The sequence below is a fragment of the Lysobacter sp. P5_B9 genome, from assembly GCF_054049835.1.
The window spans coordinates 677,473-702,748 of sequence record NZ_JBFULP010000001.1; the positions used below are offsets into that span (position 1 = coordinate 677,473).

Annotated in this window: 25 protein-coding genes; 23 read left to right on the forward strand and 2 right to left on the reverse strand. The window is 66.5% G+C overall.

What is annotated here, in order from left to right; translation table 11 throughout:
- Positions 1 to 43 precede the first annotated feature (43 nt).
- The 7 genes from ACXJJ9_RS03205 (at position 44) to ACXJJ9_RS03235 (ending at position 5,985) form a co-directional block, all read left to right on the forward strand.
- The gene (locus ACXJJ9_RS03205; protein WP_457095788.1) at positions 44 to 1,399 is read left to right on the forward strand and encodes an aminodeoxychorismate synthase component I; all 1,356 of its coding nucleotides are present in this window, start codon (positions 44 to 46) and stop codon (positions 1,397 to 1,399) included.
- A complete protein-coding gene (gene pabC, locus ACXJJ9_RS03210; RefSeq protein ID WP_457095789.1) occupies positions 1,396 to 2,217 on the forward strand; it encodes an aminodeoxychorismate lyase in 822 nt (273 codons plus the stop codon). The genes ACXJJ9_RS03205 and pabC overlap by 4 nt, the downstream gene beginning before the upstream one ends.
- 78 nt (positions 2,218 to 2,295) lie before the next feature.
- Positions 2,296 to 3,315: an endolytic transglycosylase MltG gene (mltG, locus tag ACXJJ9_RS03215; RefSeq protein ID WP_457096148.1), complete on the forward strand. Its 1,020-nt coding sequence runs from the start codon at positions 2,296 to 2,298 to the stop codon at positions 3,313 to 3,315.
- A complete protein-coding gene (gene tmk / locus ACXJJ9_RS03220; RefSeq protein WP_457095790.1) occupies positions 3,312 to 3,962 on the forward strand; it encodes a dTMP kinase in 651 nt (216 codons plus the stop codon). Before mltG ends, tmk begins: the two co-directional genes overlap by 4 nt.
- On the forward strand, positions 3,959 to 4,960 hold the full coding sequence (locus ACXJJ9_RS03225) for a DNA polymerase III subunit delta' (RefSeq protein ID WP_457095791.1): 1,002 nt from the start codon (positions 3,959 to 3,961) through the stop codon (positions 4,958 to 4,960). Before tmk ends, ACXJJ9_RS03225 begins: the two co-directional genes overlap by 4 nt.
- A gap of 5 nt (positions 4,961 to 4,965) precedes the next feature.
- Complete coding sequence (locus tag ACXJJ9_RS03230; protein WP_457096149.1) at positions 4,966 to 5,319, forward strand: PilZ domain-containing protein; 354 nt, start codon at positions 4,966 to 4,968, stop codon at positions 5,317 to 5,319.
- 24 nt (positions 5,320 to 5,343) lie between these two features.
- Entirely contained in the window at positions 5,344 to 5,985 is a 642-nt protein-coding gene (locus tag ACXJJ9_RS03235; RefSeq protein WP_457095792.1) for a hypothetical protein, read from the forward strand.
- Between the two features lie 21 nt (positions 5,986 to 6,006).
- Here the strand turns inward: ACXJJ9_RS03235 and ACXJJ9_RS03240 are convergent, their stop codons facing one another.
- Positions 6,007 to 8,067, reverse strand: a complete 2,061-nt coding sequence (locus tag ACXJJ9_RS03240) for a 3-hydroxyacyl-CoA dehydrogenase NAD-binding domain-containing protein (protein ID WP_457095793.1) — start codon at positions 8,065 to 8,067, stop codon at positions 6,007 to 6,009.
- 243 nt (positions 8,068 to 8,310) lie between these two features.
- Between ACXJJ9_RS03240 and rpoE the strand changes: the two genes are divergently transcribed.
- The 9 genes from rpoE (at position 8,311) to recO (ending at position 17,129) form a co-directional block, all read left to right on the forward strand.
- The gene (rpoE, locus tag ACXJJ9_RS03245; protein WP_310051829.1) at positions 8,311 to 8,934 is read left to right on the forward strand and encodes an RNA polymerase sigma factor RpoE; all 624 of its coding nucleotides are present in this window, start codon (positions 8,311 to 8,313) and stop codon (positions 8,932 to 8,934) included.
- Positions 8,931 to 9,836: an RseA family anti-sigma factor gene (locus ACXJJ9_RS03250; protein WP_457095794.1), complete on the forward strand. Its 906-nt coding sequence runs from the start codon at positions 8,931 to 8,933 to the stop codon at positions 9,834 to 9,836. Before rpoE ends, ACXJJ9_RS03250 begins: the two co-directional genes overlap by 4 nt.
- Positions 9,837 to 9,954: 118 nt before the next feature.
- Positions 9,955 to 11,487, forward strand: coding sequence for a DegQ family serine endoprotease (locus ACXJJ9_RS03255; protein ID WP_457095795.1), 1,533 nt, complete (start codon positions 9,955 to 9,957; stop codon positions 11,485 to 11,487).
- Between the two features lie 118 nt (positions 11,488 to 11,605).
- Positions 11,606 to 13,399 (forward strand): translation elongation factor 4, encoded by a 1,794-nt coding sequence (lepA, locus tag ACXJJ9_RS03260; RefSeq protein ID WP_457095796.1) that lies wholly within the window; start codon positions 11,606 to 11,608, stop codon positions 13,397 to 13,399.
- 127 nt (positions 13,400 to 13,526) lie between these two features.
- Positions 13,527 to 14,330 carry a signal peptidase I gene (lepB, locus tag ACXJJ9_RS03265; protein ID WP_457095797.1) on the forward strand — a complete coding sequence of 268 codons (804 nt, stop codon included), beginning with the start codon at positions 13,527 to 13,529 and terminating at the stop codon, positions 14,328 to 14,330.
- A 31-nt stretch (positions 14,331 to 14,361) separates the two neighbouring features.
- Entirely contained in the window at positions 14,362 to 14,745 is a 384-nt protein-coding gene (locus ACXJJ9_RS03270) for a DUF4845 domain-containing protein (protein WP_457095798.1), read from the forward strand.
- Positions 14,742 to 15,401: a ribonuclease III gene (gene rnc / locus ACXJJ9_RS03275; protein WP_457095799.1), complete on the forward strand. Its 660-nt coding sequence runs from the start codon at positions 14,742 to 14,744 to the stop codon at positions 15,399 to 15,401. The genes ACXJJ9_RS03270 and rnc overlap by 4 nt, the downstream gene beginning before the upstream one ends.
- A gap of 70 nt (positions 15,402 to 15,471) precedes the next feature.
- The gene (gene era / locus ACXJJ9_RS03280) at positions 15,472 to 16,380 is read left to right on the forward strand and encodes a GTPase Era (RefSeq protein ID WP_457095800.1); all 909 of its coding nucleotides are present in this window, start codon (positions 15,472 to 15,474) and stop codon (positions 16,378 to 16,380) included.
- A 17-nt stretch (positions 16,381 to 16,397) separates the two neighbouring features.
- On the forward strand, positions 16,398 to 17,129 hold the full coding sequence (gene recO / locus ACXJJ9_RS03285) for a DNA repair protein RecO (protein WP_457095801.1): 732 nt from the start codon (positions 16,398 to 16,400) through the stop codon (positions 17,127 to 17,129).
- Positions 17,130 to 17,166: 37 nt separating this feature from the next.
- Here recO and ACXJJ9_RS03290 read toward each other — a convergent pair whose 3' ends face one another.
- Positions 17,167 to 17,883 carry a response regulator gene (locus tag ACXJJ9_RS03290; RefSeq protein ID WP_457095802.1) on the reverse strand — a complete coding sequence of 239 codons (717 nt, stop codon included), beginning with the start codon at positions 17,881 to 17,883 and terminating at the stop codon, positions 17,167 to 17,169.
- Positions 17,884 to 17,915: 32 nt separating this feature from the next.
- Between ACXJJ9_RS03290 and ACXJJ9_RS03295 the strand changes: the two genes are divergently transcribed.
- The 7 genes from ACXJJ9_RS03295 (at position 17,916) to ACXJJ9_RS03325 (ending at position 25,168) form a co-directional block, all read left to right on the forward strand.
- On the forward strand, positions 17,916 to 19,934 hold the full coding sequence (locus ACXJJ9_RS03295; protein WP_457095803.1) for a hypothetical protein: 2,019 nt from the start codon (positions 17,916 to 17,918) through the stop codon (positions 19,932 to 19,934).
- Between the two features lie 52 nt (positions 19,935 to 19,986).
- Positions 19,987 to 20,604 carry a DUF1318 domain-containing protein gene (locus tag ACXJJ9_RS03300; RefSeq protein ID WP_310051853.1) on the forward strand — a complete coding sequence of 206 codons (618 nt, stop codon included), beginning with the start codon at positions 19,987 to 19,989 and terminating at the stop codon, positions 20,602 to 20,604.
- Positions 20,605 to 20,792: 188 nt separating this feature from the next.
- Entirely contained in the window at positions 20,793 to 22,136 is a 1,344-nt protein-coding gene (gene rlmD / locus ACXJJ9_RS03305; RefSeq protein ID WP_457095804.1) for a 23S rRNA (uracil(1939)-C(5))-methyltransferase RlmD, read from the forward strand.
- An 81-nt stretch (positions 22,137 to 22,217) separates the two neighbouring features.
- Entirely contained in the window at positions 22,218 to 22,733 is a 516-nt protein-coding gene (locus ACXJJ9_RS03310; RefSeq protein ID WP_457095805.1) for a CYTH domain-containing protein, read from the forward strand.
- A gap of 121 nt (positions 22,734 to 22,854) precedes the next feature.
- Positions 22,855 to 23,865: a beta-N-acetylhexosaminidase gene (gene nagZ / locus ACXJJ9_RS03315; RefSeq protein ID WP_457095806.1), complete on the forward strand. Its 1,011-nt coding sequence runs from the start codon at positions 22,855 to 22,857 to the stop codon at positions 23,863 to 23,865.
- Positions 23,865 to 24,413, forward strand: a complete 549-nt coding sequence (locus ACXJJ9_RS03320; RefSeq protein WP_457095807.1) for a hypoxanthine-guanine phosphoribosyltransferase — start codon at positions 23,865 to 23,867, stop codon at positions 24,411 to 24,413. The genes nagZ and ACXJJ9_RS03320 overlap by 1 nt, the downstream gene beginning before the upstream one ends.
- A gap of 2 nt (positions 24,414 to 24,415) precedes the next feature.
- Positions 24,416 to 25,168: an S-methyl-5'-thioinosine phosphorylase gene (locus tag ACXJJ9_RS03325; protein ID WP_457095808.1), complete on the forward strand. Its 753-nt coding sequence runs from the start codon at positions 24,416 to 24,418 to the stop codon at positions 25,166 to 25,168.
- Positions 25,169 to 25,276: the final 108 nt, after the last annotated feature.

Here is a 25,276-nt window from a genome sequence, read left to right on the forward strand (position 1 = left end):
TTTTTTCCGGGTCCCGTGGAACGAAACGCGGTCTAATACGCCCATGCTGTTGACCCGATCCCTGCCGTCCTCGCTCGACCTGCTGGCGCTGCATCGCCTCGCGCCTTCGCGTTATCCGTTGCTGCTCGAATCCAGCGCCCACGGTACCGCGCAGGGGCGCTGGGACCTGCTGCTGGCCACCAGTGGCGAGTCCTTGCGCCTGGACCGTGATGGCGTGACCCGCGACGGGGACGATCGCGAGATGACCGGCGACTTCCTTGCGGCGCTGGATGCCGCGTGGCAATCGCAACGCATTCCGCGGGACGAACCACGCTGGCCGTTCCGCGGCGGTTGGGCCCTGCTGCTGGGTTACGAACTGGCCGCGCAGGTGGAGCCGGTCCTGCGCCTCCCCCCAGCGCCCGGGACATTGCCGGTCGCTTTGGCTCTGCGATGCCCTGCCGCGGTGTTGCGTGACCATGCGACTGGCGAATGCGTCGTGGTGGCCGAGCCCGCGCATGCAGCGATGCTCGATGCCATCGCGGCCGACGTCGGCGCCACGCACTCGGTGGCGGCGCTGCCTGCGTGGGAGGTTCCGGGCACGATCGAGGAAGACGAGCCGAGGCGATACGTCGATGGCGTGCAGAGGGTGTTGGAGTACCTTGCGGCTGGCGATGTATTCCAGGCCAATCTCTCGCGTGGCTGGCGAGCGTGCTTCGACCGGCCGCTGGACCCGTCAGCCTTGTTCCAACGCCTCCGCGAAAACAATCCCGCGCCGTTCGCCGGTGTTTTCACGCAGGGGGAGTGGGCGGTGGTGAGTTCATCGCCGGAACGGCTCGTCTCGGTACGTGGCGACCTGGTGGAAACCCGTCCGATCGCGGGGACGCGCGCCCGCTTCGCAGGCGACGACGATGCCGAACGCATCCGCGAGCTGGTCGGTCATCCGAAGGAGCGCGCGGAACACGTGATGCTGATAGACCTGGAGCGCAATGATCTGGGCCGCGTCTGCGTGCCGGGCAGCGTCGAGGTCGACGAGCTGATGACTGTCGAGAGCTACGCGCACGTGCACCATATCGTGAGCAACGTACGTGGGCGTCTTCGCAGCGGGACCTCGCCGGGTGAAGTGATCCGCGCCGTGTTTCCGGGTGGGACGATCACGGGCTGCCCGAAGGTACGCTGCATGCAGGTCATCGCCGAACTGGAAGGCGAGGGCCGGGGTGCCTACACCGGGGCGATGGGCTGGTTGAATCGCGACGGCGACCTGGATCTCAACATCCTCATTCGCAGTGCGGAAGTGGAAGGGGCGACGATGCGGTTCCGTACCGGGGCCGGCATCGTGGCCGACTCCGATCCGCAGCATGAGCTGGAAGAGACACGCGCCAAGGCACGCGGCATGTTGCGCGCGCTGGGAGCCACCGAGTGAGTGCACGCATCTTCGTGGGCGATACGCGCTTCGATGCGATCGCGGCCAATGACCGCGGTGTTGCCTACGGCGATGGTTTGTTCGAGACGATGCGCGCGCACCGGGGGGACGTGCCCTGGTGGGACGCGCACTGGGCGCGACTGCGAAGCGGTGCCGAACGCCTGCAGATCGTGTTGCCGCAGGCGAGCATGGTCCGGAGGGAGGCCGTCGACCTGCTCGCTGGCGAAGACGCGATTCTCAAGCTGATCGTCACCCGCGGCAGTGGAGGGCGCGGCTATGCACCGGACATCGATGCGCCTGCGACCTGGATTGTTTCCATGCATCCCCTGCCGCCGGATTCGCCCGATTCCGGCATCGCCGTCCGCTGGTGCGAAACGCGGCTGTCCGTGCAGCCAAGGCTTGCCGGCATCAAGCATTGCAATCGCCTGGAGCAGGTTCTGGCGCGAGCGGAATGGAATGATCCAGCCGCCATCGAGCCCTACGCCGTCGAAGGCCTGATGCAGAGCGCCGAAGGCGACGTCGTCAGCGCCACGGCGGCCAATCTCTTCGTCCTGCGTGAAGGCCGCTGGCTGACCCCGCCCGTCGACCGGTGCGGCGTCGCCGGCATCTGCCGTGCCTGGGCGATGGGCGCGACCGGCGCCGCGGAGCGCCGCCTCGATGTGACCGAGGTCGAAACCGCGGACGCTGTTTTCCTGTGCAATGCAGTGCGCGGTATCCTGCCGGTGGCGAAGTTGGGCGCGCGCGCGTGGCCCCTGCATCCGCAGGTCGTCGCGCTCCGGGACCGGCTCGCCGCGGCCCATCCGGGCTTTGCTGCGTGAGAAAACTCCTGTGAATGACCCGGAGACGATGTGAGTCGCAAACCCAAGCGCCGTTTCGGCGGATTCCTGTTCCTCATCATGTTGGTCGCCGCCGGTACAGGCTTCTGGGCCTGGCAGCGTTACACCAGCTTCGCGTATCGACCCATGGCGGGCATCGAGACGGGCGCATCCGTGGTCGTCGAAGCCGGGGATTCGCTTCCCATCGTGCTGCGCAAGCTGCGCGCGGCCGGTATCGAAACCGGCGAATCGATTGAATGGCGCGTACTCGCGCGCCAGTTGCAGGCTGCAGGCAAATTGCAGGTCGGTGAGTATCGGCTGGACCCGACGACCACGCCGCGTGAACTACTGATCGCCATGCGCGATGGCAAGGTGAGCCAGCGCCGCTTCACGATCGTCGAGGGCTGGAACATGCGCGAACTGCGCGCAGCGCTGTCCCGTGCCGAGCCCTTGCGACACGAAACAACGCAACTCGACGACGTTGCGTTGATGAAGCTGCTGGGCCATCCGGGCCAGCATCCGGAAGGCCGCTTCCTGCCGGAAACCTATCTCTACACAACCGGCGACAGCGACCTCGAGGTGCTGGGCCGCGCCCACGATGCGATGGACAAGGCCCTGGCGTCCGCGTGGGAACAGCGTGGCGAGGACACCGTCCTGAAAACGCCGGACGAGATGCTCACGCTGGCTTCCATCGTCGAGAAGGAAACCGGCATCGCGTCCGAACGCCCGCAGATCGCCGGGTTGTTCGCGCGCCGCCTCAGGATCGGCATGCGCCTGCAGACCGACCCGACCGTGATCTATGGCATGGGCTCGCGCTACAACGGCAATATCCGCAAGGCCGACCTGCTGACCGATACTCCGTACAACACTTACACGCGCGCCGGGCTGCCGCCCACGCCGATTGCGATGCCGGGCATCGATGCGCTCGAAGCGGTCGCGAATCCCGCAACCGGGGATGCCTTGTTCTTCGTGGCCATTGGCGACGGCAGCGGCCGCCACCTCTTCGCACGCACGCTGGCGGAACACCAAGCGAACGTCGGTCGGTACCTGAAAAACTATCGCGCGCAGCAAGGTTCCCCATCCGCGGCGGAGAAGCAATGACACTGCAGACCCACGTCCGCTTCGTCACGCTCGAAGGCGGCGAAGGTGCCGGCAAGTCGACCGTGCTGGCCGCCTTGCGCGAGTTCCTGCTGGCGCGCGGATACGAAGTGGTTTCCACGCGCGAGCCGGGTGGCACTCCGCTCGCCGAGCAGATCCGTGGCCTGCTGCTGGATACGCATCACGAGCCCCCGGCGGTGGAGACGGAGCTGCTGCTGATGTTCGCTGCGCGCGCGCAGCATGTGCGCGAGGTGATCCTGCCCGCGCTGCAGCGCGGTGCCTGGGTGATCAGCGACCGCTTCACGGATTCGAGTTACGCCTACCAGGGTGCCGGACGGGGGCTGGATGCGGCATTCATCGCCGAACTGGAACGCCGCGTGGTCGGCATCGCACCCGCGATGACGCTGTTGCTGGACATCGGAGTCGCGCATGGACGCGAACGCACTCGCGGACGCGACCTTGCTCCCGGCGGCAGTGGTCCCGACCGCATCGAACGCGAACAGGACCAGTTCTTCGAGCGCGTGCGCGAGGGGTTCCTCGCGCGTGCACAGGCCGAGCCGCGCCGCTTCCGCGTAATCGATGCCACCCGGCCGGTCGACGTCGTGGCCGGCCAGGCCGTCGCGTGCCTGCGCGAGCTGGCGGAAACATGAGCGCGTCTTCGCCAAGTGCGTCTTCGCCAAGTGTGTTTGCGCCCTGGCAGCAGCGCATATACGCACAGGCATCGGCATCGCTCGCTGCCGGGCGTCTTGGTCATGCCCTGCTGTTCGCCGGGCCCGCGCAGCTGGGTAAACGCGACGTGGCGCAGCGGATGGCGCGGCGCCTGCTGTGCAACCAGCCTGGCGGTGATGGCGAGTCCTGCGGCCAGTGCCGCGGCTGTCATCTGCTCGAGGCCGGCACCCATCCGGACTACCAGCTGATTTCCTTCATCCCGAACAAGGAAGGCACGCGGCTTCGCACCGAAATCGTCATCGAACAGATCCGCGAGCTGTCCGAGCGCCTCTCGCTCACGCCGCAGTACGGTGGCGCACAGGTCGTGATCATCGATCCGGCCGAGGCCATCAATCATTCCGCCAGCAATGCCTTGTTGAAGACGTTGGAGGAACCCGTTCCGGGTCGCTATCTGTGGCTGGTCACCGCGCACCCGGCGCGCCTGTCGGCGACGATCCGCAGCCGATGCCAGAAGCTGGAATTCCGCCTGCCTCCGCAGGAGGAGTCGCTCGCGTGGTTGCGCACCCGCGGCCATGCGGAGGCGGCTGCACGCGAAGCGCTTGACGCTGCCCGTGGCCATCCCGGGCTCGCGCACGAATGGCTGCAGGGCAATGGGCTTGCCGTCCGGCGCGAAGTCGCCACCGACCTGGCCAAGCTCGCGCGCGGCGAAGCCGCCGTCGCCGACACGGCGCAGCGCTGGTCGGCCGATGGCGATCTCGAATTGCGCCTGCGCCATGCCGCGGACCTGGTCCTGGCCGACGCCGGCCGCTTGACCGATCCGGCCCGAGCGAGCAGGCTGGCCCTATGGTTTGACCGCGCCAATCGCGTTCGCGACCTGCTGCGAACGACGGTCCGCGCCGATCTGGCCGTGGTGGAATTGTTGCTCGCCTGGCGCGATGGCGGCGCGGCCGGCGAGGGTACGGGAGGAAACCGGAAATGAGTGGAATGACAGCAGGTGGCGCACGCCAGGGCATCCTGTCGCACGCGATCAAGGACAAGGCGGCGCTCTATAGCGCCTACATGCCATTCCTGAAGCATGGCGGCATTTTCGTCACCACGATCAAGCGCTACTTCCTCGGCGATGAAGTCTTTCTTCTGCTGACCCTGCCGGAATCCAACGAGCGCCTGCCCGTCGCGGGCAAGGTGGTCTGGGTCACGCCACCGGGCGCACAGGGCAATCGTCCTGCGGGCATCGGCGTGCAGTTCGCTGAAAGCGCCGAAGGCGAGGCCGTGAAGGGCAAGATAGAGGCCCTGCTGGCCGGCACGCTTACGGCGGAGCGGCCGACGCACACGATGTAGCCCATCGCTCGCAGGATGCGACCATTGAAGACGCGCCACTTTTTCTGGTTGCCGCTATGCATGGTGGCAGGCAGTGCGGTTTCGGGTGGCGCGACATTGCAGGCAATCGTCCTGGATCCTGGCGTACCTGCAGGCGAATTGCTGGAGGTCTGGGTGCCGAAATCCGGGCCCATCCCCAAGCGCATCGGCGCAACGCTGGGACTGGGCGAAGAAACCGGTGGCCGCATCCTGCGCGTGCTTCAGGCCGATGGCGACGCGAGCCGTTACCGCGTCAGCGTTCAATTCGAAACCAGCATGGGAATCAGCGGCGAAGGTCCGCACATCGACCTGCTCGACTGGAAGCACTGCCGGTCGGAATGGCGTCCGGCCCAGCCGGTAGGGACCGACGGCTTCCGAATGCCCGTTCCGCACGATGGCGACGACACCTGCTTCCCGCACGCCACGCGCGAGGAATTGCGCCAGGCCGTGCGGGATGCGCTGGGCCCATACGACTTCGGCCAGGAAAGGAACCAGCAATGGCTGGGTCTGGTGGAGCAAGCCCCGCGGGTGGGCGAGTTCCCGTCTTACGTCGCCATCAGCATGGTGCGCGTGCGGGTCGAACAGCGCGATGGCAACGAGTGGAGCCTGCTGACCACGATCGAATTCAGCGTGCCCATGGGGTGTTGAACCCCACGGGGCGCACGGGCATCAGGCGGGCTCCGCCAGCGCCGGATTCGACCAGCCCTCGCGAGGAGCGAAGCGTTCCCCGTACGTCGCCTGCAGTGCGTTGAGCTTGCGTAACAGCACGGCCGCTCCGGTTTGGCGGATGTACTGGATCGGGCCACCACGGAACGGGGCAAAACCGGTACCGAAGATCACGCCCGCGTCGAGCAGGTCGGCATCGGTGACGACGCCGTCGTGCAGGCAGGCCACGGCTTCATTGAGCAGGGGCAGGATCAGGCGGTCTTCGAGATCTTCCGGCGCCTTGTAGTCCTTCGGCAGATCCGGCTTCTGCGCTTTGCCATCGACCCATTTGTAGAGGCCCTGGCCATCCTTCTTGCCACGCTTGCCGGCTTCCGGCGGCGCGGATAGCGCGACGGGAATCGGCAGGCCGAGGAAGGGTGCGAGTTCCGCGCCCACGCCGGCGGCGACGTCGAGACCCACGGTGTCGATCAGTTCGATCGGTCCCATCGGCATGCCGAACCTGGTTGCGGCCTTGTCGATCGCCGCGCCTGGAATGCCCTCGGCGAATGCCGTCGCCGCTTCGAGCAGGTACGGGAACAGCACGCGATTGACAAGGAACCCCGGGGTGCCTGCAACCGGTACTGGAAGCTTGTCGATCGCCTTGCAGAATGCGGCGAGGCGTTGCCCGGTTTCGGGCGCCATCGCGTCGTGATGGATGATCTCGACCAGCGGCATCAGCGCGACCGGGTTGAAGTAGTGCAGGCCGGCGAACTGCGCCGGTCGCGCGATGTGTCCGCGCAGTTCAGTCAACGGGATCGAAGACGTGTTGGTGGTGAGCAGGGCACCGGCTTTCATCCGCGGTTCCACGGCGGCGTAGAGATCACGCTTGGCTTCGGGCTTTTCGATGATCGCTTCGATGACTAGGTCGGCTTGCGTCACGCCATCGCCGGCGAGGTCGCCCTTGAGGCGTGCGGATACGGCGGCGCGCTTGCCCTCGTCCTTCACCTTTTTGGCGAACAGCTCGGCGGAGCGGGTGAGCGCGCCATCGATGAAGCGCTGCTCGCGATCGCTCAGCGTTACGTCGAAGCCGCGATAGGCCGACCACGCCGCGATATCGCCGCCCATCACGCCGGCGCCCACCACGTGCACATGCTTGATCCCATGATCCTTGCCGCCGCTGGACTTGAGGCGCTCCTGCAGGAAGAAGACGCGGATCAGGTTGCGCGCGGTGGGCGTCGAGGACAGTTTCACCACGGCCTTGCGTTCGGCCGACAACAGCGCTTGCGCGCCGCCGCCAGCGCGTTGCCAGCTGGCGATCAATGCATAGGGGGCCGGGTAGTGCTCCTTGCGCGCCTTGCGCGCGACCTGCTTGGCCAGCATCGGAGCGAGGACCTGGCGCGCCGGCCACGTGTTCGTGGCCCATGCCATGAAGCGCTGCTTGAACGGACGCTGGGTGCCGCGAAGCGCGAGCCTGGCGGCTTCCTCCACCAGCGAGGCCGGATCGACGACCTTGTCGACGAGGCCAATCGCGCGCGCCGCCGACGCGGACAGCGAGCGGCCCGTCAGCATCATGTCGAACGCCGCCGGCGCGCCGACCAGCCGCGGCAGGCGGACACTGCCACCCCAGCCGGGGAAGATGCCGAGCTTCACTTCCGGCAGGCCGATGCGGGTGGAGGCGTCGCTGCTGGCGACACGGTAGCGGCAGGCGAGCGACATTTCAGTGCCGCCGCCCATGCAGAAGCCGTGGATCGCCGCCACGGTGGGGAAGGGGAGTTCGGCGATACGCTGGAAGACCTGCTGGCCGCGGCGGATGGCGTCGTTGACGTTGCCCTTTGCGTCGAACTCGGCGAATTCCCTGATGTCGGCGCCGGCGATGAACCCACTGGCCTTGGCCGAGCGGATCACCATGCCTTTAGGGGGGTCCAGCGCGAGGCGTTCGAGCACGCCGTCGAGCTCGATCAGCACTGCCTGTGCGAAGGTGTTGACCGAGCTGCCGGCGCGGTCGAACGACAGCACCATGACGCCGTCGTCGCGCTGTTCCAGTTTCCAGTGCTGCAAGCGAAGACCGTCGAGGCCAGCGATCATGCGGGACCATCCTTCCAAACAGTGGGGGTGCGTCCGCACCGGGTGTCGGCCATCGCGGCCGGTTCATGCTCCTATGATCCAGAGCTTGTTTCGACGGCGTCAAACCGTATGGTCGGACCATGACAGATGGCGCTTGCGGCGTATGGTCCGCGCCCCAATAAATGAGCGGATGAATGAACTTTTGCCCGGAAGGGCTGTCCCACGGTTCGGCCCCGCCGAGCTGACAGGAGTGCCGGCGCGGTGATGGCCGAACAATTGACCCCGGAATCCGACCTGGACCAGGAGCTGGTGCGGCGCGTGCAGCGTGGTGACAGCACCGCGTTCGATGCCTTGGTGCGCAAGTACCAGCATCGGATCGTGGCCCTGATCGGGCGCTACATCGCCGACTGGAGCGAATGCCAGGACGTGGCGCAGGAAGCCTTCATCCGCGCATATCGCGCGCTGCCCAATTTCCGGGGCGACTCCCAGTTCTATACGTGGCTGCACCGGATCGCCGTGAACACTGCCAAGAACCATCTCGTAGCGCAGAACCGCAGGCCGCCCACGGACGATGTCGACGCGGCGGATGCCGAACAGTACGACAGCGGTACGCGCCTGCGCGAGACGGCCACGCCGGAGCACGAACTCCTGCGCCAGGAAATCGAACTTACGGTGATGCGTGCGGTCGAAGCCTTGCCCGAGGAATTGCGCATGGCCATCAACCTGCGCGAAGTCGATGGACTGAGCTACGAGGAGATTGCGGCCAGGATGGATTGCCCGATCGGCACCGTGCGTTCGCGGATCTTCCGCGCGCGTGAAGCGATCGACAATCAGTTGAGACCCCTGCTGGACCACGACGCCAACCTGCGGGAGCGTGCGCACCGATGACTACCGGTTCCAACTCTCATTCCAACTCCAACCACCATCCCCTGCACCCGCGCGACGACCGCGAGGCGCTCAGCGCGCTGTTCGACGGCGAGCTGCCAGGCGATGCGATCCGGTTTGCACTGCGGCGTCTCGATCATGACGCCGGCTGGCGCGAAGCCTGCGGCCGCTGGCAATTGATTGGCGATGCCCTGCGTGGCGAAGCGACGTCCGTGGCCCCGCCTGATTTTGCTTCGGGCGTGATGCGCATGCTGGCCGCGGAAGGGGCGGTCGGTGTGGTCACGTCCCCCGCGTCGGCGCATGCGATGGAAGCCGCATCTTCCGCCGTTTCGCGTCGCCGCTGGATCGGCGGCGGTGCGGCGTTGGCGGCATCGGTGGCGGTGGCGGCGGTATTGGTGGTCGGGCCGTTCTCGCGGTCCCCATCGCCGGCAGGCGACCGGCAGGTCGCGGCCGGTGTGGTTTCGCCGCCCAATCAGGCGCCGGTGGCGCAGTCAGTCGAGGCGGGGGCAGTCGAGTCGAGGACCGCCACTGCGGCAGTAGCGACATCGCCGGCTTCCGCCACCGCGGTTGCCGTGACGGATGTGCCGCGAACGACTCCGCGCCGTCCGGTCCGTTCGACTGCGCGATCGACGCCAGCGACGGCTGCACCGGTGCAGTCTCCTTCTGGCGCGCGCGCCACGGCCGTGGCGACGACGGCGTCGGAAACGACGCGGCCCTTCCATCCGCCGGTCGATGACATCGTCACGCGACCGTGGCCACGCGCGGTGTTACCTGCTGAAAACACCGCAGGCGCGGTTACGGTTGGCTTCGGTACCAGTGCGGCTGCGCCGTCTTTCTACCCGTTCGAGCCACGCCTGCCTCCGGAGGCTACCGCGCACGAGACCGTGGCCGAGCCGGAACGCTGACCGCCCGATGCCGCCCCGGAACGCGATTTTCACCAGCGATTTCACCAGCGATTTCACCAACCCGGACCAACCTCCGGCCCTATCGCCGATATCCAATAACTTCCCCAAGCACATGCCCATGAACCGACCGCTCCGCTCCCTGGCCGTGCTCGGCGTCATCGCCGCCACCCTGCCGACCGCCTGTACCGCGCAACCCTCCGGCGCCTCCCTGCAGGGGGCTACCACCGCACAGCTCGTGCCCGCGGCCCCGATCGTCACCGGCTTGCCGGACTTCACCAACCTGGTCCAGCAAGTCGGGCCGGCAGTGGTGAATGTCAGCGCGGAAGCCGGATCGCGCCGGGTCGCCCGCACCCAGCAGATGCCGGACGAAGAGCAGATTCCCGAGTTCTTCCGCCGCATGCTGCCGCCGGGCATGTTCGAAGGCCCGGACGGCCCGCAGATGCCGCAGGGGCCCCACGGCGTTTCGATGGGCACCGGGTTTCTCATCTCCAATGACGGTTATGTGCTGACCAACCACCATGTGGTCGATGGCGCGGATACGGTGACGGTGACACTCTCCGACCGCCGCGAATTCAAGGCCAGGGTCGTCGGCAGCGACCAGCAGTCGGATGTGGCGCTGCTGAAGATCGATGCGAAGAGCCTGCCGGCACTGCGGATCGGCGATTCCGCGCATCTCAAGCCGGGGCAGTGGGTGGTGGCGATCGGCTCGCCGTTCGGGCTCGACCAGTCCGTCACCGCGGGCATCGTCAGCGCCGTCGGCCGCGCCAATCCGTACGCCGACCAGCGCTATGTGCCCTTCATCCAGACCGACGTGGCGATCAACCGCGGCAATTCCGGTGGTCCGCTGCTGAATACGTCCGGCGAGGTGGTGGGTATCAACTCGCAGATCTTCAGCAATTCCGGCGGCTACATGGGCGTGAGTTTCGCGATCCCGATCGACGTGGCGATGAGCGCCGCGGACCAGATCAAGAAGACCGGCAAGGTCAGCCGCGGCCAGCTCGGCGTGCAGGTGCAGGCAATCTCGGCCGATGAGGCGCGTGGCCTGGGCCTGCCGGATGCCGGCGGGGCGCTGGTGTCGGTGGTCATGCCGGGCAGCGCCGCCAGCCGCGCCGGCATCGAACGGATGGACGTCATCCGGGCCGTGAACGGTCGGCCGGTGAGCGTATCCAGCGATTTGCCCCCGCTGATCGGCGGTTTGTCGCCCGGCTCGAAGGTACGGCTGAGCATCCTTCGGGATGGCAAGCCTCGCGAGATCAGCGTGACGCTCGATGCGCTGAACGAGGCCCTGGCGGACGGTGCCGTCGACGAGTCGGGTTCAGAGAGCGGCACGCCTGCGCCCGCCACGCCTGGCGGGAAGAATGCCCTGGGGCTGGTGGGCAAGGACCTGAGCAATGCGGAACGGCAACAGTTGGGGCTGCAATCGAACGAAGGCGTGCGTTTGTCCCGCGTGGGCGATGCCGCCGCCGAAGCCGGCCTGCAACCAGGTGATGTGATCCTGTCGGTCGGCCGTACCAGCGTGGGCACGTCGGCATCGCTCGATCGCGCGCTCTCGGGCGTGAGGGACGGCCAGACGGTGATGCTCCTGGTTCGCCGTGGCAACGCGACCCAGTTCATCGCCGTAACCGCGGGCGAGGGCGAAGCGGCGGGCTGAATGCCCCATCGTGAATGCCCCATCGCGATCGCAAGCTGCGCCCGCCCTGGAAGGCGGGCGCAGCCGCGTATGCGATAATCGCCCGTTAATTTTCTCGAGACGGCTTCAAGCCGCCCGCATGCAACTGATCCGCAATTTCTCCATCATCGCCCACGTCGACCACGGCAAGTCGACGCTGGCCGACCGCATCATCCAACTCTGCGGTGGCCTCGAAGCCCGCGAGATGGAAGCACAGGTGCTCGACTCCAATCCGATCGAGCGCGAGCGCGGCATCACCATCAAGGCCCAGTCCGTGTCGCTGCCGTACAAGGCGAAGGACGGCAAGACCTACCAGCTCAACTTCATCGACACGCCCGGCCACGTCGACTTCAGCTACGAGGTCAGCCGATCGCTCGCCGCCTGCGAGGGCGCGCTGCTGGTGGTGGACGCGGCGCAGGGCGTGGAAGCCCAGTCCGTCGCCAACTGCTATACCGCGGTCGAGCAGGGCCTGGAAGTGGTTCCGGTCCTGAACAAGATCGACCTGCCCACCGCCGACGTCGACCGTGCCAAGGCCGAAATCGAAGCCGTCATCGGCATCGACGCCGAGGACGCAGTGGCGATCAGCGCGAAGACCGGCCTCAACGTGCAGGACGTGCTTGAGGCCATCGTCAAGCGCATTCCGCCGCCGAAGCCGCGCGATACCGACAAGCTGCAGGCGCTGATCATCGACTCCTGGTTCGACAACTACCTCGGCGTGGTGTCGCTGGTCCGCGTCATGCAGGGCGAGATCACCCCGGGCAGCAAGATCCTGGTCATGTCGACCGGACGCACGCACCAGGTCGACCAGGTCGGCGTGTTCACCCCCAAGCGCAAGGTGCTGACCAAGCTCGGCGCCGGCGAGGTGGGCTGGATCAATGCCTCGATCAAGGACGTGCATGGCGCGCCGGTCGGAGACACACTGACCCTGGCCAGCGATCCGGCATCGAAGCCGCTGCCGGGTTTCCAGGAAATGCAGCCGCGCGTGTTCGCCGGCCTGTTTCCCGTCGACGCCGAGGATTACCCGGCGCTGCGCGAGGCGCTGGAAAAGCTGCGCCTCAACGACGCCGCGCTGCGCTTCGAGCCGGAAAGCTCCGAGGCCATGGGCTTCGGCTTCCGTTGCGGGTTCCTCGGCATGCTGCACATGGAGATCGTGCAGGAGCGCCTGGAGCGTGAATACGACCTCAATCTCATCAGTACCGCGCCGACGGTGATCTACGAAGTGCTCAAGACCGACGGTGCCGTGATGCCGCTGGACAACCCGGCCAAGCTGCCCCAGGTCAACCTGATCGAAGAGATCCGCGAGCCGATCATCCGCGCCAACATCCTCACGCCGCCGGACTATGTCGGCAATGTGATCACCCTGTGCGAGGAAAAGCGCGGCAGCCAGATCGGCATCACCTACATGGGCAACCAGGTCCAGATCAGCTACGAGCTGCCGATGGCCGAGGTCGTGCTGGACTTCTTCGACCGTCTGAAGTCGGTGTCGCGCGGCTACGCCTCGCTGGACTACCACTTCCTGCGCTTCCAGGCCGGCCCGTTCGTGCGCGTGGACACGCTCATCAACGGCGACAAGGTCGATGCGCTGAGCATCATCACCCACCGCGCCCACGCCGACCGCCGTGGCCGCGAGATCTCCGAGAAGATGCGCGAGTTGATCCCGCGGCAGATGTTCGACGTCGCGATCCAGGCCGCGGTCGGCTCGCAGATCATCGCCCGCAGCACCGTCAAGGCCATGCGCAAGAACGTGCTGGCGAAATGCTACGGTGGCGACATCAGCCGCAAGAAGAAGCTCCTCGAGAAGCAGAAAGAGGGCAAGAAGCGAATGAAGCAGGTAGGCCGCGTGGAGATTCCGCAGGAGGCCTTCCTGGCGGTTTTGCAGGTGGACAATAAGTAAGCGGAAAGGGGGAACCTCAGGTGCCCAAGGCGGTCATTCTGGACGGGCATGCTGTGGCGGCTTGGGTTGCCGCGGCGTTCCCGGATCCGGTGTTCCAAATCGAAGATTTCGGCTCCGAGGAGCAAGCATGAAGTGGTTTGAGATCATTCTGGTCATCCTGACGACGTTCACCGGCGTGGTGTGGCTGGTGGACAAGCTGTTCCTGGCCAGGCGCCGCATCGCAGGCGCCGGACTGCTGGACGAAGGGGAGGAGCCGGTTGTCATCGACTACTCCAAGGCGTTCTTCCCGGTGCTGGCGATCGTGCTGATCCTGCGCAGCTTCGTGGCCGAGCCCTTTCGCATCCCGTCGAATTCGATGATGCCGACGCTGCTGACCGGCGACTTCATCCTGGTCAACAAGTTCGCGTATGGGCTGCGCCTGCCCATCACCAACAAGAAATTCCTCGACGTGGGCGAGCCCCAGCGCGGCGACGTCGTCGTGTTCCACTTCCCGGGGCGCACGCCGGACGATCCCAACAAGGGCGTCGACTTCATCAAGCGCGTGATCGGCCTGCCGGGGGACCGCATCGGATACCACGACAACCAGGTCCTGGTGAATGGCAATCCGATCCCCTACACGGAGATCGGGACCTACACCGGCAGGGGGCGGGGCGCCGAGATGACGGGCTCCCTCGAATTGCGTGAGAATCTTCCCGGGCGGCCGCACTCCGTCCTGGAATCCACGGCTTCGCCGTTCATGGATCCAGGGGAGGGCGATTGGGAAGTGCCGCGGGGGCATTATTTCGTGATGGGGGACAACCGCAAGAACAGCGACGACAGCCGATACTGGGGCGTCCTGCCGGAAGGTCAGCTTCGCGGCAAGGCATTCCTGATCTGGATGAGCTGGGACGGCGGTCTCGAGTACCAGCGGATTGGTACCAGCATCCGTTGAGGTTGCGTTTTCGATAACTGGGGAGAGTTCGATGAAACGTAAGCAGAAAGGCATGACCCTGATCGGGTTCATCATTTCAATGGCGGTTGCCGGGGTATTTGTTTACGTGGGTATGCAGATATTCCCGATGTACAACGAATTTTTCTCGGTCAAGCAGGCGATGGCAAGTTTGGCAGACGAGCCGGGAATCGCGGAAGAAAGCATTGATAAGGTCAAGCAAAAGTTCTTCAATCGTTTGTATATAAGCTATTCCGAAAATGTGAAGCCGGAGCATGTGAAGCTGGTGCGCAAGGGCGCCGGGTGGCTGATGACCGTGGATTACGAGGTACGCCGCCCGGTGATCGCCAATCTCGATGTGGTCGGCAAGTTCCATGCGGAGAAAGAGCTGGCCCGCAAGGCGCAGACCGTCGATTGACCGTCGCGATCGGCCATGCGTTCCTTCGTCCGGACCTGCTCACCCAGGCCCTGACCCACAGAAGTGCAGGCGCTCCCCACAACGAGCGCCTCGAATTCCTCGGCGACGCCCTGGTCAACCTGATCGTCGCCGAATCCCTCTACCAGCACTGGCCGCAGGCCGATGAAGGCGCGTTGACGCGCGCACGCGCCGAGCTGGTCCGCGAATCCGCGCTGGCGCCGATTGCCAGGCAACTGGATCTCGGCGCCAAGCTGATCCTCGGTCCCGGGGAGATGAAGTCGGGCGGCCATCGCCGCGACTCGATCCTCGCGGACGCATTGGAGGCCCTGGTCGCCGCGATCTATCTCGACGCTGGATTTGAAACCTGCCGTGCCGTCGTGCTGCCGTGGTTCCAGTCGGCGATGGAAGCCCTGCCACCCCCGCACAAGGTCGGCAAGGACGCGAAGACGCGCCTGCAGGAATGGCTGCAGGGCAAGCAGAAGCCGCTGCCGGTCTATGCCTTGCTCTCGGAGAGCGGTGACGACCACGCCAAGACCTTCCGCATCACCTGCACGTTGCAGCAGCCGGTCCTGGTCACCGAAGGCGAGGGTGGCTCACGCCGGGCCGCCGAGCAGATGGCCGCAGAAGCCGCATTGCAGGCCTTGGGCGCGCCCTGATTCCCCGCACGCCTACCTGACCTTGGCGCCGCGGTTTGCCCTCCAGCGCACCGGAGCGGACAATCCCCACATGAATTCCCCCACGCATCGCGCCGGCCACGTGGCCGTCATCGGCCGTCCCAACGTTGGCAAATCCACCCTGGTCAACGCTTTGGTCGGCGCCAAGGTCAGCATCGTCTCGCCGCGCCCGCAGACCACCCGCCACCGCCTGCTCGGCATAGCCACCTTCCCCGAGGGGCAGTTGCTGCTCGTCGACACCCCAGGCATCCATCGCGAGCAGAAGCGGGCCATGAACCGCCTGATGAACCGCGCGGCGCGCGGTGCGCTGGAGGGCGTGGATGTCGCGCTCCTGGTGGTCCGGGCCGGGCAGTGGGATGACGAGGACACGCTCGCCTACGATGCCCTGAAAAACGCCGGCCTCCCGGTGATCCTGGTCGTGAACCAGGTCGATCGCATCACCGACAAGACCAAATTGCTGCCTTACCTGGCCAAGGTCAGCGACGGTCGCGACTTCGCCGGCGTGCATCCGGTGTCCGCGCTCAAGCGCAGCGGCCTGGAAGCGTTGACGAAGACCGTGCTTTCACAGCTGCCCGAGCAGCCGCCGCTCTACGCCGAAGACGAAATAACCGACAAGAGCCAGCGCTTCCTCGCCGGAGAACTGGTGCGCGAGCAACTGATGCGCCAGCTCGGCGAGGAATTGCCCTACGCCACCACGGTGGAAATCGAGCGCTTCGTCGAGGAACCCTCGCCCAAAGGCGTGCTGCTGCGCATCGGTGCCGTGATCTGGGTCGAACGCGACGGCCAGAAGCTGATCGTGATCGGCAAGGGCGGCGAACGCCTGCGCGAGATCGGCATGAAGTCGCGCCTGCAGATGGAACGCCTGTTCGGCTCCAAGGTATTCCTCGAAACCTGGGTGCGCGTCCGCGAAGGCTGGTCCGACGATGAGGCGGCTTTGCGGGCGTTCGGCTACCACGACTGACCGGCTCACCCGGATCGATGCGGCTCACCGCCGAACCTGCCTTCGTCCTGCATACGCGCCCATGGCGCGAGAGCAGCGTGCTGGTCGAAGTCCTGAGCGCCGAACATGGGCGGCTCGGACTGGTCGCTCGCGGCGTGCAAGGCGCCAAGCGCCAGGTGTTGCGGGCCGCGCTGCAGCCGCTGCAGCACATCCGCTTCGACGCGGTACAGCGCGGCGAACTGGCGACGCTCTCTGCCGCCGAAGCGCTGGATGCGGCACCGCGGTTGCTCGGCGATGCGATGCTTGCCGGCTTCTACCTCAACGAACTCACCATGCGCCTCGCTCCGCGAGGAGATCCGCAGCCGGACCTGTTCATTGCCTATGCGGCAACGCGTCAGCGCCTGGGTGGATCCGATCCGCTTGCGTGGACACTGCGCCGCTACGAACGCGACCTGCTCGATGCCATCGGCTTCGGCTTCGACTGGGGCCTCGATGGCGAGGGTGCGCCGATCGACCCTGCAGCGCGCTACCGGCTGGATCCGGAGTTCGGCCCGCGCCGCCTGCTGGCCGACCGTGGCCACGGTGATCGACGCAACGCCGCAACCGGACGTGCGCTGCTTGCGCTGTCCGAAGACGTGTTGCCCTCCGATGAAGACCTCGCGAGCCTGCGCCGGCCGATGCGCGAGGTGCTCGCTTTCCACTTGGGGCCACGCGGCCTGAAGTCGTGGGAGATGCTGGGCGAGCTCGCCCGCATGTCGGCGGGAGATTGATCGGAAACGGCGGAACGTGCCGTTTCAATCCCCACCGTCACGGCGAATCCACCAGCGCCTGCGCCGCCGCCGTGAACGCCTGCAGTCCAGCCTGCGAGCGGTCGTCGTTCCCGAGGGTCTGCACTGCTTGCCGGAGCCGCGTCGCTCCGACGAAACCGCAACTGGCGCGGAGCCGATGCAGTTCGTCGTGGAGCCCCCGGATATCCTCGTTGTGGAATGCATTCCGCACACGTTCGGTAACGCCCGGCAATTCCGCGATGAAGAGCATGCGTAGTGTCGCGATATGTTCGCGATTGCCGTTCAGGGCGCGCGCTGCGGTTTCGTCATCCCAAAGCGGCAATGCGTCGATGCCGGGTGTTTCACCCGCTGGCTGAGGTTCCGCCTCGAGTCCGAGCACTTCCCGAAGGCCTTTCTGCACCGACTTCGCAGGTAGCGGTTTGACGAACACGCGCTGGAAGCCGGCTTCCAGCAATCCGGTTGCCACCTCGGCGTCGTGGGCGGCGGTGTGGGCGACCGCCGGCGTCCGTGCCTCGCGGGCACGCAGTCGCGAGAGCAGTTCCGCGCCGTGGCCATCCGGCAGGTTGGCATCGATCAGCCACAGGTCGTAGCGGCCGGCAGCGGCCAGCGCCATCGCGGCCGCCATGCTGTCGGCGGCATCGACCACGGCCGGCAGCGCATGGGCGGCGGCGCCAAGGAAGGCGCGACTGACGGGGTCGTCCTCGACCAGCAGGATGCGGGGCAGGCTGGCTGTCATGCGTTTTGCACTCCTGTCGGTATCCTTTCCGAATGTCCGGTCGGATGGTACGCCTGGTGTGTTGCCTCTGGATCGCCGCACTCGCGGCGGCGCCGACGCATGCACGATCGCTGGGCGCGCGCATATCGAAGGTGACGACGCCCGTGGCGATGCTGCAGGACGTACGGGTCCGCCTCGACTGGCCGGCCTCCGCACCACAGGGCGCGCTTTGGCTTCGGGCCGCGCGCGTGGACGCCCCCGACCTCGGCTATCACTTTCGCGATCTCGACTGGCAATGCCCGTTGCAGCGCGACGGACAAGGGGGCTGGCGTTGCGACGGGACCTTGCACGGCGATGGCGCACCCGTGCACCTGTCTTTGAACCTCGGCGCCGCCAGTACCGATGCGCGGCTGTCGCGCGGCGCCGGCATGTTGTCGCTGCATCGTGACGCGGCGTCGCCCGACCGCACCGATATCGACCTGGTCCGTGTCCCGTTGGCCTGGGCGCAGGCCCTGCTGGCGAGTGCGTGGGCCGAAGGCCGCATCACGGGAGGCACCCTCGACGGCCAGCTTGCCGTCGCGTCGTCGCCCAGTCAGTCGGTCCGGGTTACAGGTCCCCTGAAACTGGCGGGCGCGGCCTTCGACACGCCCGATGGAACCATCGCCGCCGAAAACCTCGGCGCGGAGCTGTCGCTGGACCTGTCCTTCGGCGATCGCGATCGCGCCGTCGTCGCAGGGCGATTGCACGGCGGCGAACTGCTCTTCGGCAACGCCTACGTTTCCCTGGATCAACATGCCGTCGACCTCCACATGGATGCAACGAAGCAGGACGGGCAGGGCTGGCGGTTGCCGGCATTTGCCTGGCGTGATCGCGGCATCCTCGAGGCGCAAGGCAGCGCGGCATTCACGCCCGCGGGCGACCTCGATGCCCTCGACCTGCAACTGCACAGCGCCGACCTCGCCCCCCTGCGCGACGCCTATCTCAGCGGTTGGCTCGGCATTGCCGGCTTGTCGCAACTGCAGTTCAGCGGCGCGACGGATGCGAGCCTGCACCTCGCTGCGGGAGTGGTGCGCGATTTCACCCTCACGCTCCATGACACGACGGTCACCGACCCCGCGCAGCGCTTCGGCTTCACCCGCCTGGAAGGCGATCTTGCGTTCTCGTCAGGCGCGCCCGTGCAATCGGCTTTGCAGTGGCAGGGCGGGCAGCTCTATGGACTCGCCTTTGGTGCGGCACGCCTGCCGTTGGTGAGCGACGACGGCAAACTGCGCTTCCAGGAAGCTGTCGCGGTGCCGATGCTGGGTGGCCAGCTGCGTTTCGATCATTTCACCCTGCGCCCGCCTGCGGACGGGCAGGGACTCGACATCCGTTTTGGCCTGACCCTGCGGGAACTGGACGTCGGGCAGCTGGCGAAGGCACTGGACTGGCCGGCATTCACCGGCGATCTCAGCGGCGAAATCCCGCAGGCGCATTACGCTGCGGAACGGCTCGATTTCGACGGTGGCCTACGCATGCAGGTGTTCGACGGCGACGTCGCCGTGTCGTCGCTGTCGATGGAGCGGCCCTTCGGCGTCGCGCCGACGCTGTCGGCCGACATTGCGCTGGACGACCTCGACCTGGAAGCGCTGACCGGCGTCTTCGGTTTCGGCAGCATCACCGGCCGCCTCGACGGCAGCCTCAATGCGCTGCGCATGGTCGACTGGCAGCCCGTGGCCTTCGATGCGACGCTGCGCACGCAGCGCAAACCGGGCGTGAAGCAGCGCATCAGCCAGCGTGCCGTGCAGGACCTGTCGAGCGTGGGCGATGCGTCCTTCGCCACCAGCCTTCAGTCGCAGCTGATCGGGTTGTTCGACGACTTCGGCTATTCGCGCATCGGTATCTCGTGCCGGCTCGCGGACGACGTCTGCAGCATGGACGGACTGGGTTCAGCCGGGCAGGGATTTATTATCGTCGCAGGCTCCGGCTTGCCGCGGCTGACCGTGGTCGGATTCAATCGCCGGGTCGACTGGCCGACGCTGGTCGAGCGGCTGGGCGCCATCGGCAAGGGCGACGTGAAGCCGGTGGTCGAATAACCTGCTGCTGGCGAACGAACGCAAAACTTTGATTCATCACTGGAGAAACGACATGCGTCGTCTGATGGGAATTCCGGCCGCCGCCGTGCTGCTTACGGCCTGCGTCACGATCAACGTGTACTTCCCGGCCGCCGAGGCGAAGGAAGCGGCGAAGGAGTTCGTCGAGAAAGTGATCGGGGACGAAGCCAAGAACGTGCCGCCCAAGCCGTCGGACGGCGGTGGCATGGCGTTCCAGGCACCGGCGGCGCAGCGCAGCCTGTTCGCGCGCATCGACCCGTGGAGCCTGGTCGGCATTGGCAGCGCCCATGCGCAGTCGCAACCGGACATCACCATCAAGACCCCGGCCATCCAGGCGATCCAGGCACGCATGGCCGAACGCTTCGATTCGCAGTTGCGCGGGGGCTTCGATGCAGGCGCCCTGGGCTTCGCCGAAGACGGCTCCATCGTCGTGCGCGACGCCGCCAAGCTGGCACTCAAGGACCGCGTCGCGGTGAACCAGGCCGTCGCCGACGACAATCGCGATCGCAAGGCGGTGTACCGCGAAGTCGCCGTCGCCAATGGCCATCCCGAGTGGGAAGCGCAGATCCGCGACGTCTTCGCCAAGCAGTGGATTTCCAGTGCGCGCGCGGGCTGGTGGTATCAGAGTGGCGGGGCGTGGAAGCAGAAGTAAGTCCCGTCTGCCCAGTCTGTCATCCATGGAGAAAGGCCCGCTTTGGCGGGCTTTTCTGCGTTTTTGGGTGTCTAAAGCGCAGCGCGGCATTTTCCCAGCCGCCGGCGCGGCATCATTCGAAGGGCGCTTTTGGGCCGTCGCGGGCCGGCTCTGCGACAATATGCGGCCCTGCAATATCGAATTCCCCCGTGGCCCGCATCGACCAGACCCCCTTTGAAGTTGACATCACCGGCATGAGCCACGATGGCCGCGGCGTGGCCCGCCGCGACGGGGAGGGTGGCAAGGTGACCTTCATCGCCGGCGCACTGCCGGGCGAGCGGGTGGTAGCGAAGCAGACTTCGCGTTCGCGCCATTTCGACGAAGCCACGACGCTGGAAGTGCTTCGCGCCTCGCAGGACCGGGTGCCGCCACGCTGCCCGCATTTCGGCACCTGCGGCGGTTGCGCCCTGCAACACCTCGACGAGGACAAACAGATCCTGGCCAAGCAGCGCGTGCTGCTGGAGAACCTGGAACGCATCGGCCACGTCACGCCGGAGCGCGTCCTGCCGCCGCTGACCGACGCGGCGTGGGGCTATCGCCGCAAGGGTCGCTTCTCGGTGCGGCGCGTGGAGAAGAAAGACAAGACCCTGGTCGGCTTCCGCGAACAGGATCCACGTTTCGTCGCCGACCTGTCCGAATGCCATACCGTCATTCCCGAGATCGGCAGCAAGGTGTCGGCTCTTTCGGCGCTGGTCGATGGCCTGCAGGCGCGTCGCGACATCCCGCAGATCGAATTCATCGCCGGCGATCCGACCGATGATTTCAGCGGCATCGCGCTCACGATCCGCCACCTGGCGCCGTTGTCGGAATCAGACCAGGCCGCGCTCGTTGCCTTCGGCCAGGCGCATGGCTTCGCGATCTTCCTGCAGCCCGGCGGTGTCGACAGCGTGCACCCGCTGTGGCCGGCGGAGCCGAAGCTCGCCTTCATGCTGCCGCAATGGAACATCGAGTTCGTGTTCCGCCCGCTCGACTTCATCCAGGTCAACGCGGGCCTCAATGGCAAGATGATCCAGTCCGCGATCGACCTGCTCGATCCGCAACCGGAAGACCGCGTGCTCGACCTGTTCTGTGGCCTCGGCAATTTCACCCTGCCACTGGCGCGGCGTGTGCGCGAGGTCGTGGGCGTGGAAGGCGAAGCCGGACTCGTTTGCCGCGCGCGCGAAAACGCCGCACACAACGCCATCACGAACGCCGATTTCCACGCCGCCGACCTCGGCAAGGACCTCAGCGACCACACCTGGATGCGCGACGGCTTCGACCGGTTGCTGCTGGATCCGCCGCGCTCGGGCGCCGACTTCGTCCTGACCCAGCTGAAGCTCAAGCAGTTCAAGCGCATCGTGTACGTGAGCTGCCATCCGGGTTCTCTGGCACGCGACGCCGGTTACCTCGTCAACGAGAAGGGCTGGAAACTGCGCGCGGCAGGGGTGATGGACATGTTCCCGCATACGGCGCATGTCGAATCGATCGCGATGTTCGAGCGCGCCGCGGGTTGATGGGCGTGTGGTCTTATTCAAACGCGCCGCAGCGCGTGTCAAATTCAGGCAATGGGATTGCCTTTAGGGCGTGACGAAACCATGGCCATCGAAATAGAACGCAAATTCCTCGTCACCGGCGACGCCTGGCGCATGGCCGCGCACAAGGTCGTGCCGATGGCGCAGGGCTACCTCAACGACATCGCGGCCATGGACACCGGCGCGATGAAGGCCTCGGTGCGCGTGCGCATCCAGGGCGACGAGGCCTACCTCAACCTGAAGTCGCGCGAACTGGGCCATACCCGCCAGGAGTTCGACTACGCGATTCCGGTCGAGGATGCGCGCGGCCTGCTCGCGCTGAGCGTTGGCGGGCTGGTCGACAAGCGCCGCCATTACGTCGATGTTGGCGGGCACCTGTGGGAGGTAGACGAGTTCCTCGGCGACAACGCCGGCCTGGTGGTGGCGGAAATCGAACTCGCATCCGCCCAGGAAAGCTTCGAAAAGCCCGCCTGGATCGGACGTGAAGTGACCGACAGCAAGCGCTACTACAATCTGGCCCTGGCCTCGCGGCCGTACTCGCAATGGAGCGAGGCGGAGCGCGCAGGCACTGCGGCTTGATTCCCGCGGGCTGAGCCACCCTCACCCGGCCTCTCCCGCAAGCGGGAGAGGAGGAGTTGGTGCCGTGCAGGAACCCCTTCGCTCGTCACCATCGCATCTTTAGTTTTCACTGGATTTTGACATGTTGATTATTGGCGTTGCCGGCAAGGAACTCACCGCGCAGGAGCGCGACTGGCTGCAGCACGACGCCTGCGCCGGCGTGATCCTGTTCAGCCGCAACTTCGCGTCGAAGGCGCAAGTGGCGGAGCTCTCCCAGGCCATCCGCGAGGCGGCACCACGTCCCCAGCTGGTCTGCGTCGACCAGGAAGGCGGTCGTGTGCAGCGTTTCCGCGAGGGCTACAGCGTGCTGCCGCCGCTGGAAGGCTTCGGCAAGCTTTACGCGCAGGACCCGCAGGCCGCGTTGAAGCTCGCCGGGGAGCACGCCTGGTTGATGGCCAGCGAAGTGCGCGCGACCGGCGTCGACCTCAGCTTCGCCCCGGTCGTCGACCTCGGCCGTGGCAACCGTGCGATCGGCAACCGCGCGTTCTCGGAGGACCCGGCCGTCGTCGCCGAGTTCACCCGCGCCTACGTGCGCGGCATGCACGCCGCCGGCATGGGCGCGACGCTCAAGCACTTCCCCGGCCACGGCTCGGTGCTGGAAGACACGCATTTCGACGCCGCCGTCGATCCGCGTACGTTCGAGGAAATCCGCGCGCTCGACCTCGTTCCCTTCATCGCCGGCATCGAGGCCAAGGCCGATGCGGTCATGATGGCCCACGTCGTGTATCCGGCGGTGGCGCCGGAACCGGCGGGTTACTCGAAGCGCTGGATCGAGGACATCCTGCGCAAGGATCGTGCGTCCGGGGGGCTCGGTTTCCATGGCGTCGTCTTCAGCGACGACATCGGCATGGCCGCGGCGTTCTCGGCCGGCGGCGTCAAGCAACGCGTGGACCTGCACCTGGATGCGGGGTGCGACGTGGTCCTCGTCTGCCACCCCGAACTGGTCGCGGAGTCGCTCGACGCCATCAAGGACCGCAAGCTCAATACCATGGCGCTCATCGGCCTGATCGGGCGCGGCGCGATGGGTTGGGACGGGCTGATCGCAGACGCTCGCTACGGTGAAGCGCGCAGCCGCCAGGAAGGACTGGCGTGATGGCCGATCTCCAGACCGCGCTCGCCAACAGCGACCTGGTCCACGACCGCGCGACGCTGGAGCGGGCGATCGCAGACATGGCCGCACGCATCCACCACGACTACGCCGGCGGCGTGCCGGTGTACATCACCGTGATGCACGGCGGCTTGCCGTTCGCGGGGCAACTCGTATTGGAGCTGGGCGCCTGCGGCCAGGATGTCGAATTCGAATACCTGCACGCCTCGCGCTATCGCGGTACGACTTCGGGCGGCGAGCTCACCTGGAAACATCGCCCGGCAACGCCGTTGCAGGGCCGCCGCGTACTGCTGGTCGATGACATCGTCGACGAAGGCCACACGCTGGCCGCCATCCGCGACTGGTGCAACCAGCAGGGTGCGGCCGAGGTGCGCATCGCCGCACTGGCAGTCAAGAAACACGATCGCTGCGTGCCGGGGTTGTCCGCGGACTATGTGGGCGTGGAAGTGCCGGACCGCTACGTCTACGGCTATGGCATGGATTACCACGAGCAGGGCCGCGGTTTGCCCGCCATCTATGCGTTGAAGGAGTGATCATGGATGCCATCGAGCTGGCCATCATCGGCGGCACCGGCCTGTACAAGCTCGCCGAACTCGAGGACGTGGAAGCGCATCAGCCGGTCACGCACTACGGCGCGCTGTCCGGACCGGTTCGCGTGGGCATGCTGGACGGCCATCGCGTTGCCTTCCTCGCGCGCCATGGCGAAGGCCATTCGCTGCCGCCGCACAAGATCAACTACCGCGCCAACCTCGCGGCACTGAAGGCGCTGGGCGCGCAACGCGTGCTGGCGCTCAACACCGTCGGTGGCATCACCGAGCGCTTCGGTCCGCGCGTGCTGGCCTGTCCGGACCAACTGATTGATTACACGTGGGGGCGGATCTCCACGATCTGCGAGGAACCCGGCACCGAAGTGCTGCATGTCGATTTCGGCGAACCGTACACGCGTTCGCTGCGGCATGCGGTGCTTGCGGCGGCGGCCGGGGCGAAAGTAACCCTCGCCGACGGCGGCTGTTACGGCGCGACGCAGGGGCCGCGCCTGGAGACTCGCGCCGAGATCGCGCGCATGCGTCGCGATGGTTGTGACCTGGTCGGCATGACCGGGATGCCGGAAGCCGGGTTGGCACGCGAGATGGGCCTGGACTACGCCTGCCTCGCCATCGTCGCCAACTGGGCGGCGGGTGCGGGACCGGACCCGGACGAAGTGATCACGCTACAGGACGTGCTCGACAACGTTGCTGCCGCATCGGCGGGCCTACCGGCGCTGCTTCGCGCCATGCTGGCCTCCTGATCGCGCCACCCGCAAGCGGCATCGCCGCATGCCGGACCCGGTTGCCTTCGTTCAGCAAGTTGGCATACTCGCTGTGCGCCGCCAGGGCCGGCGCTCGTCATCGCATCC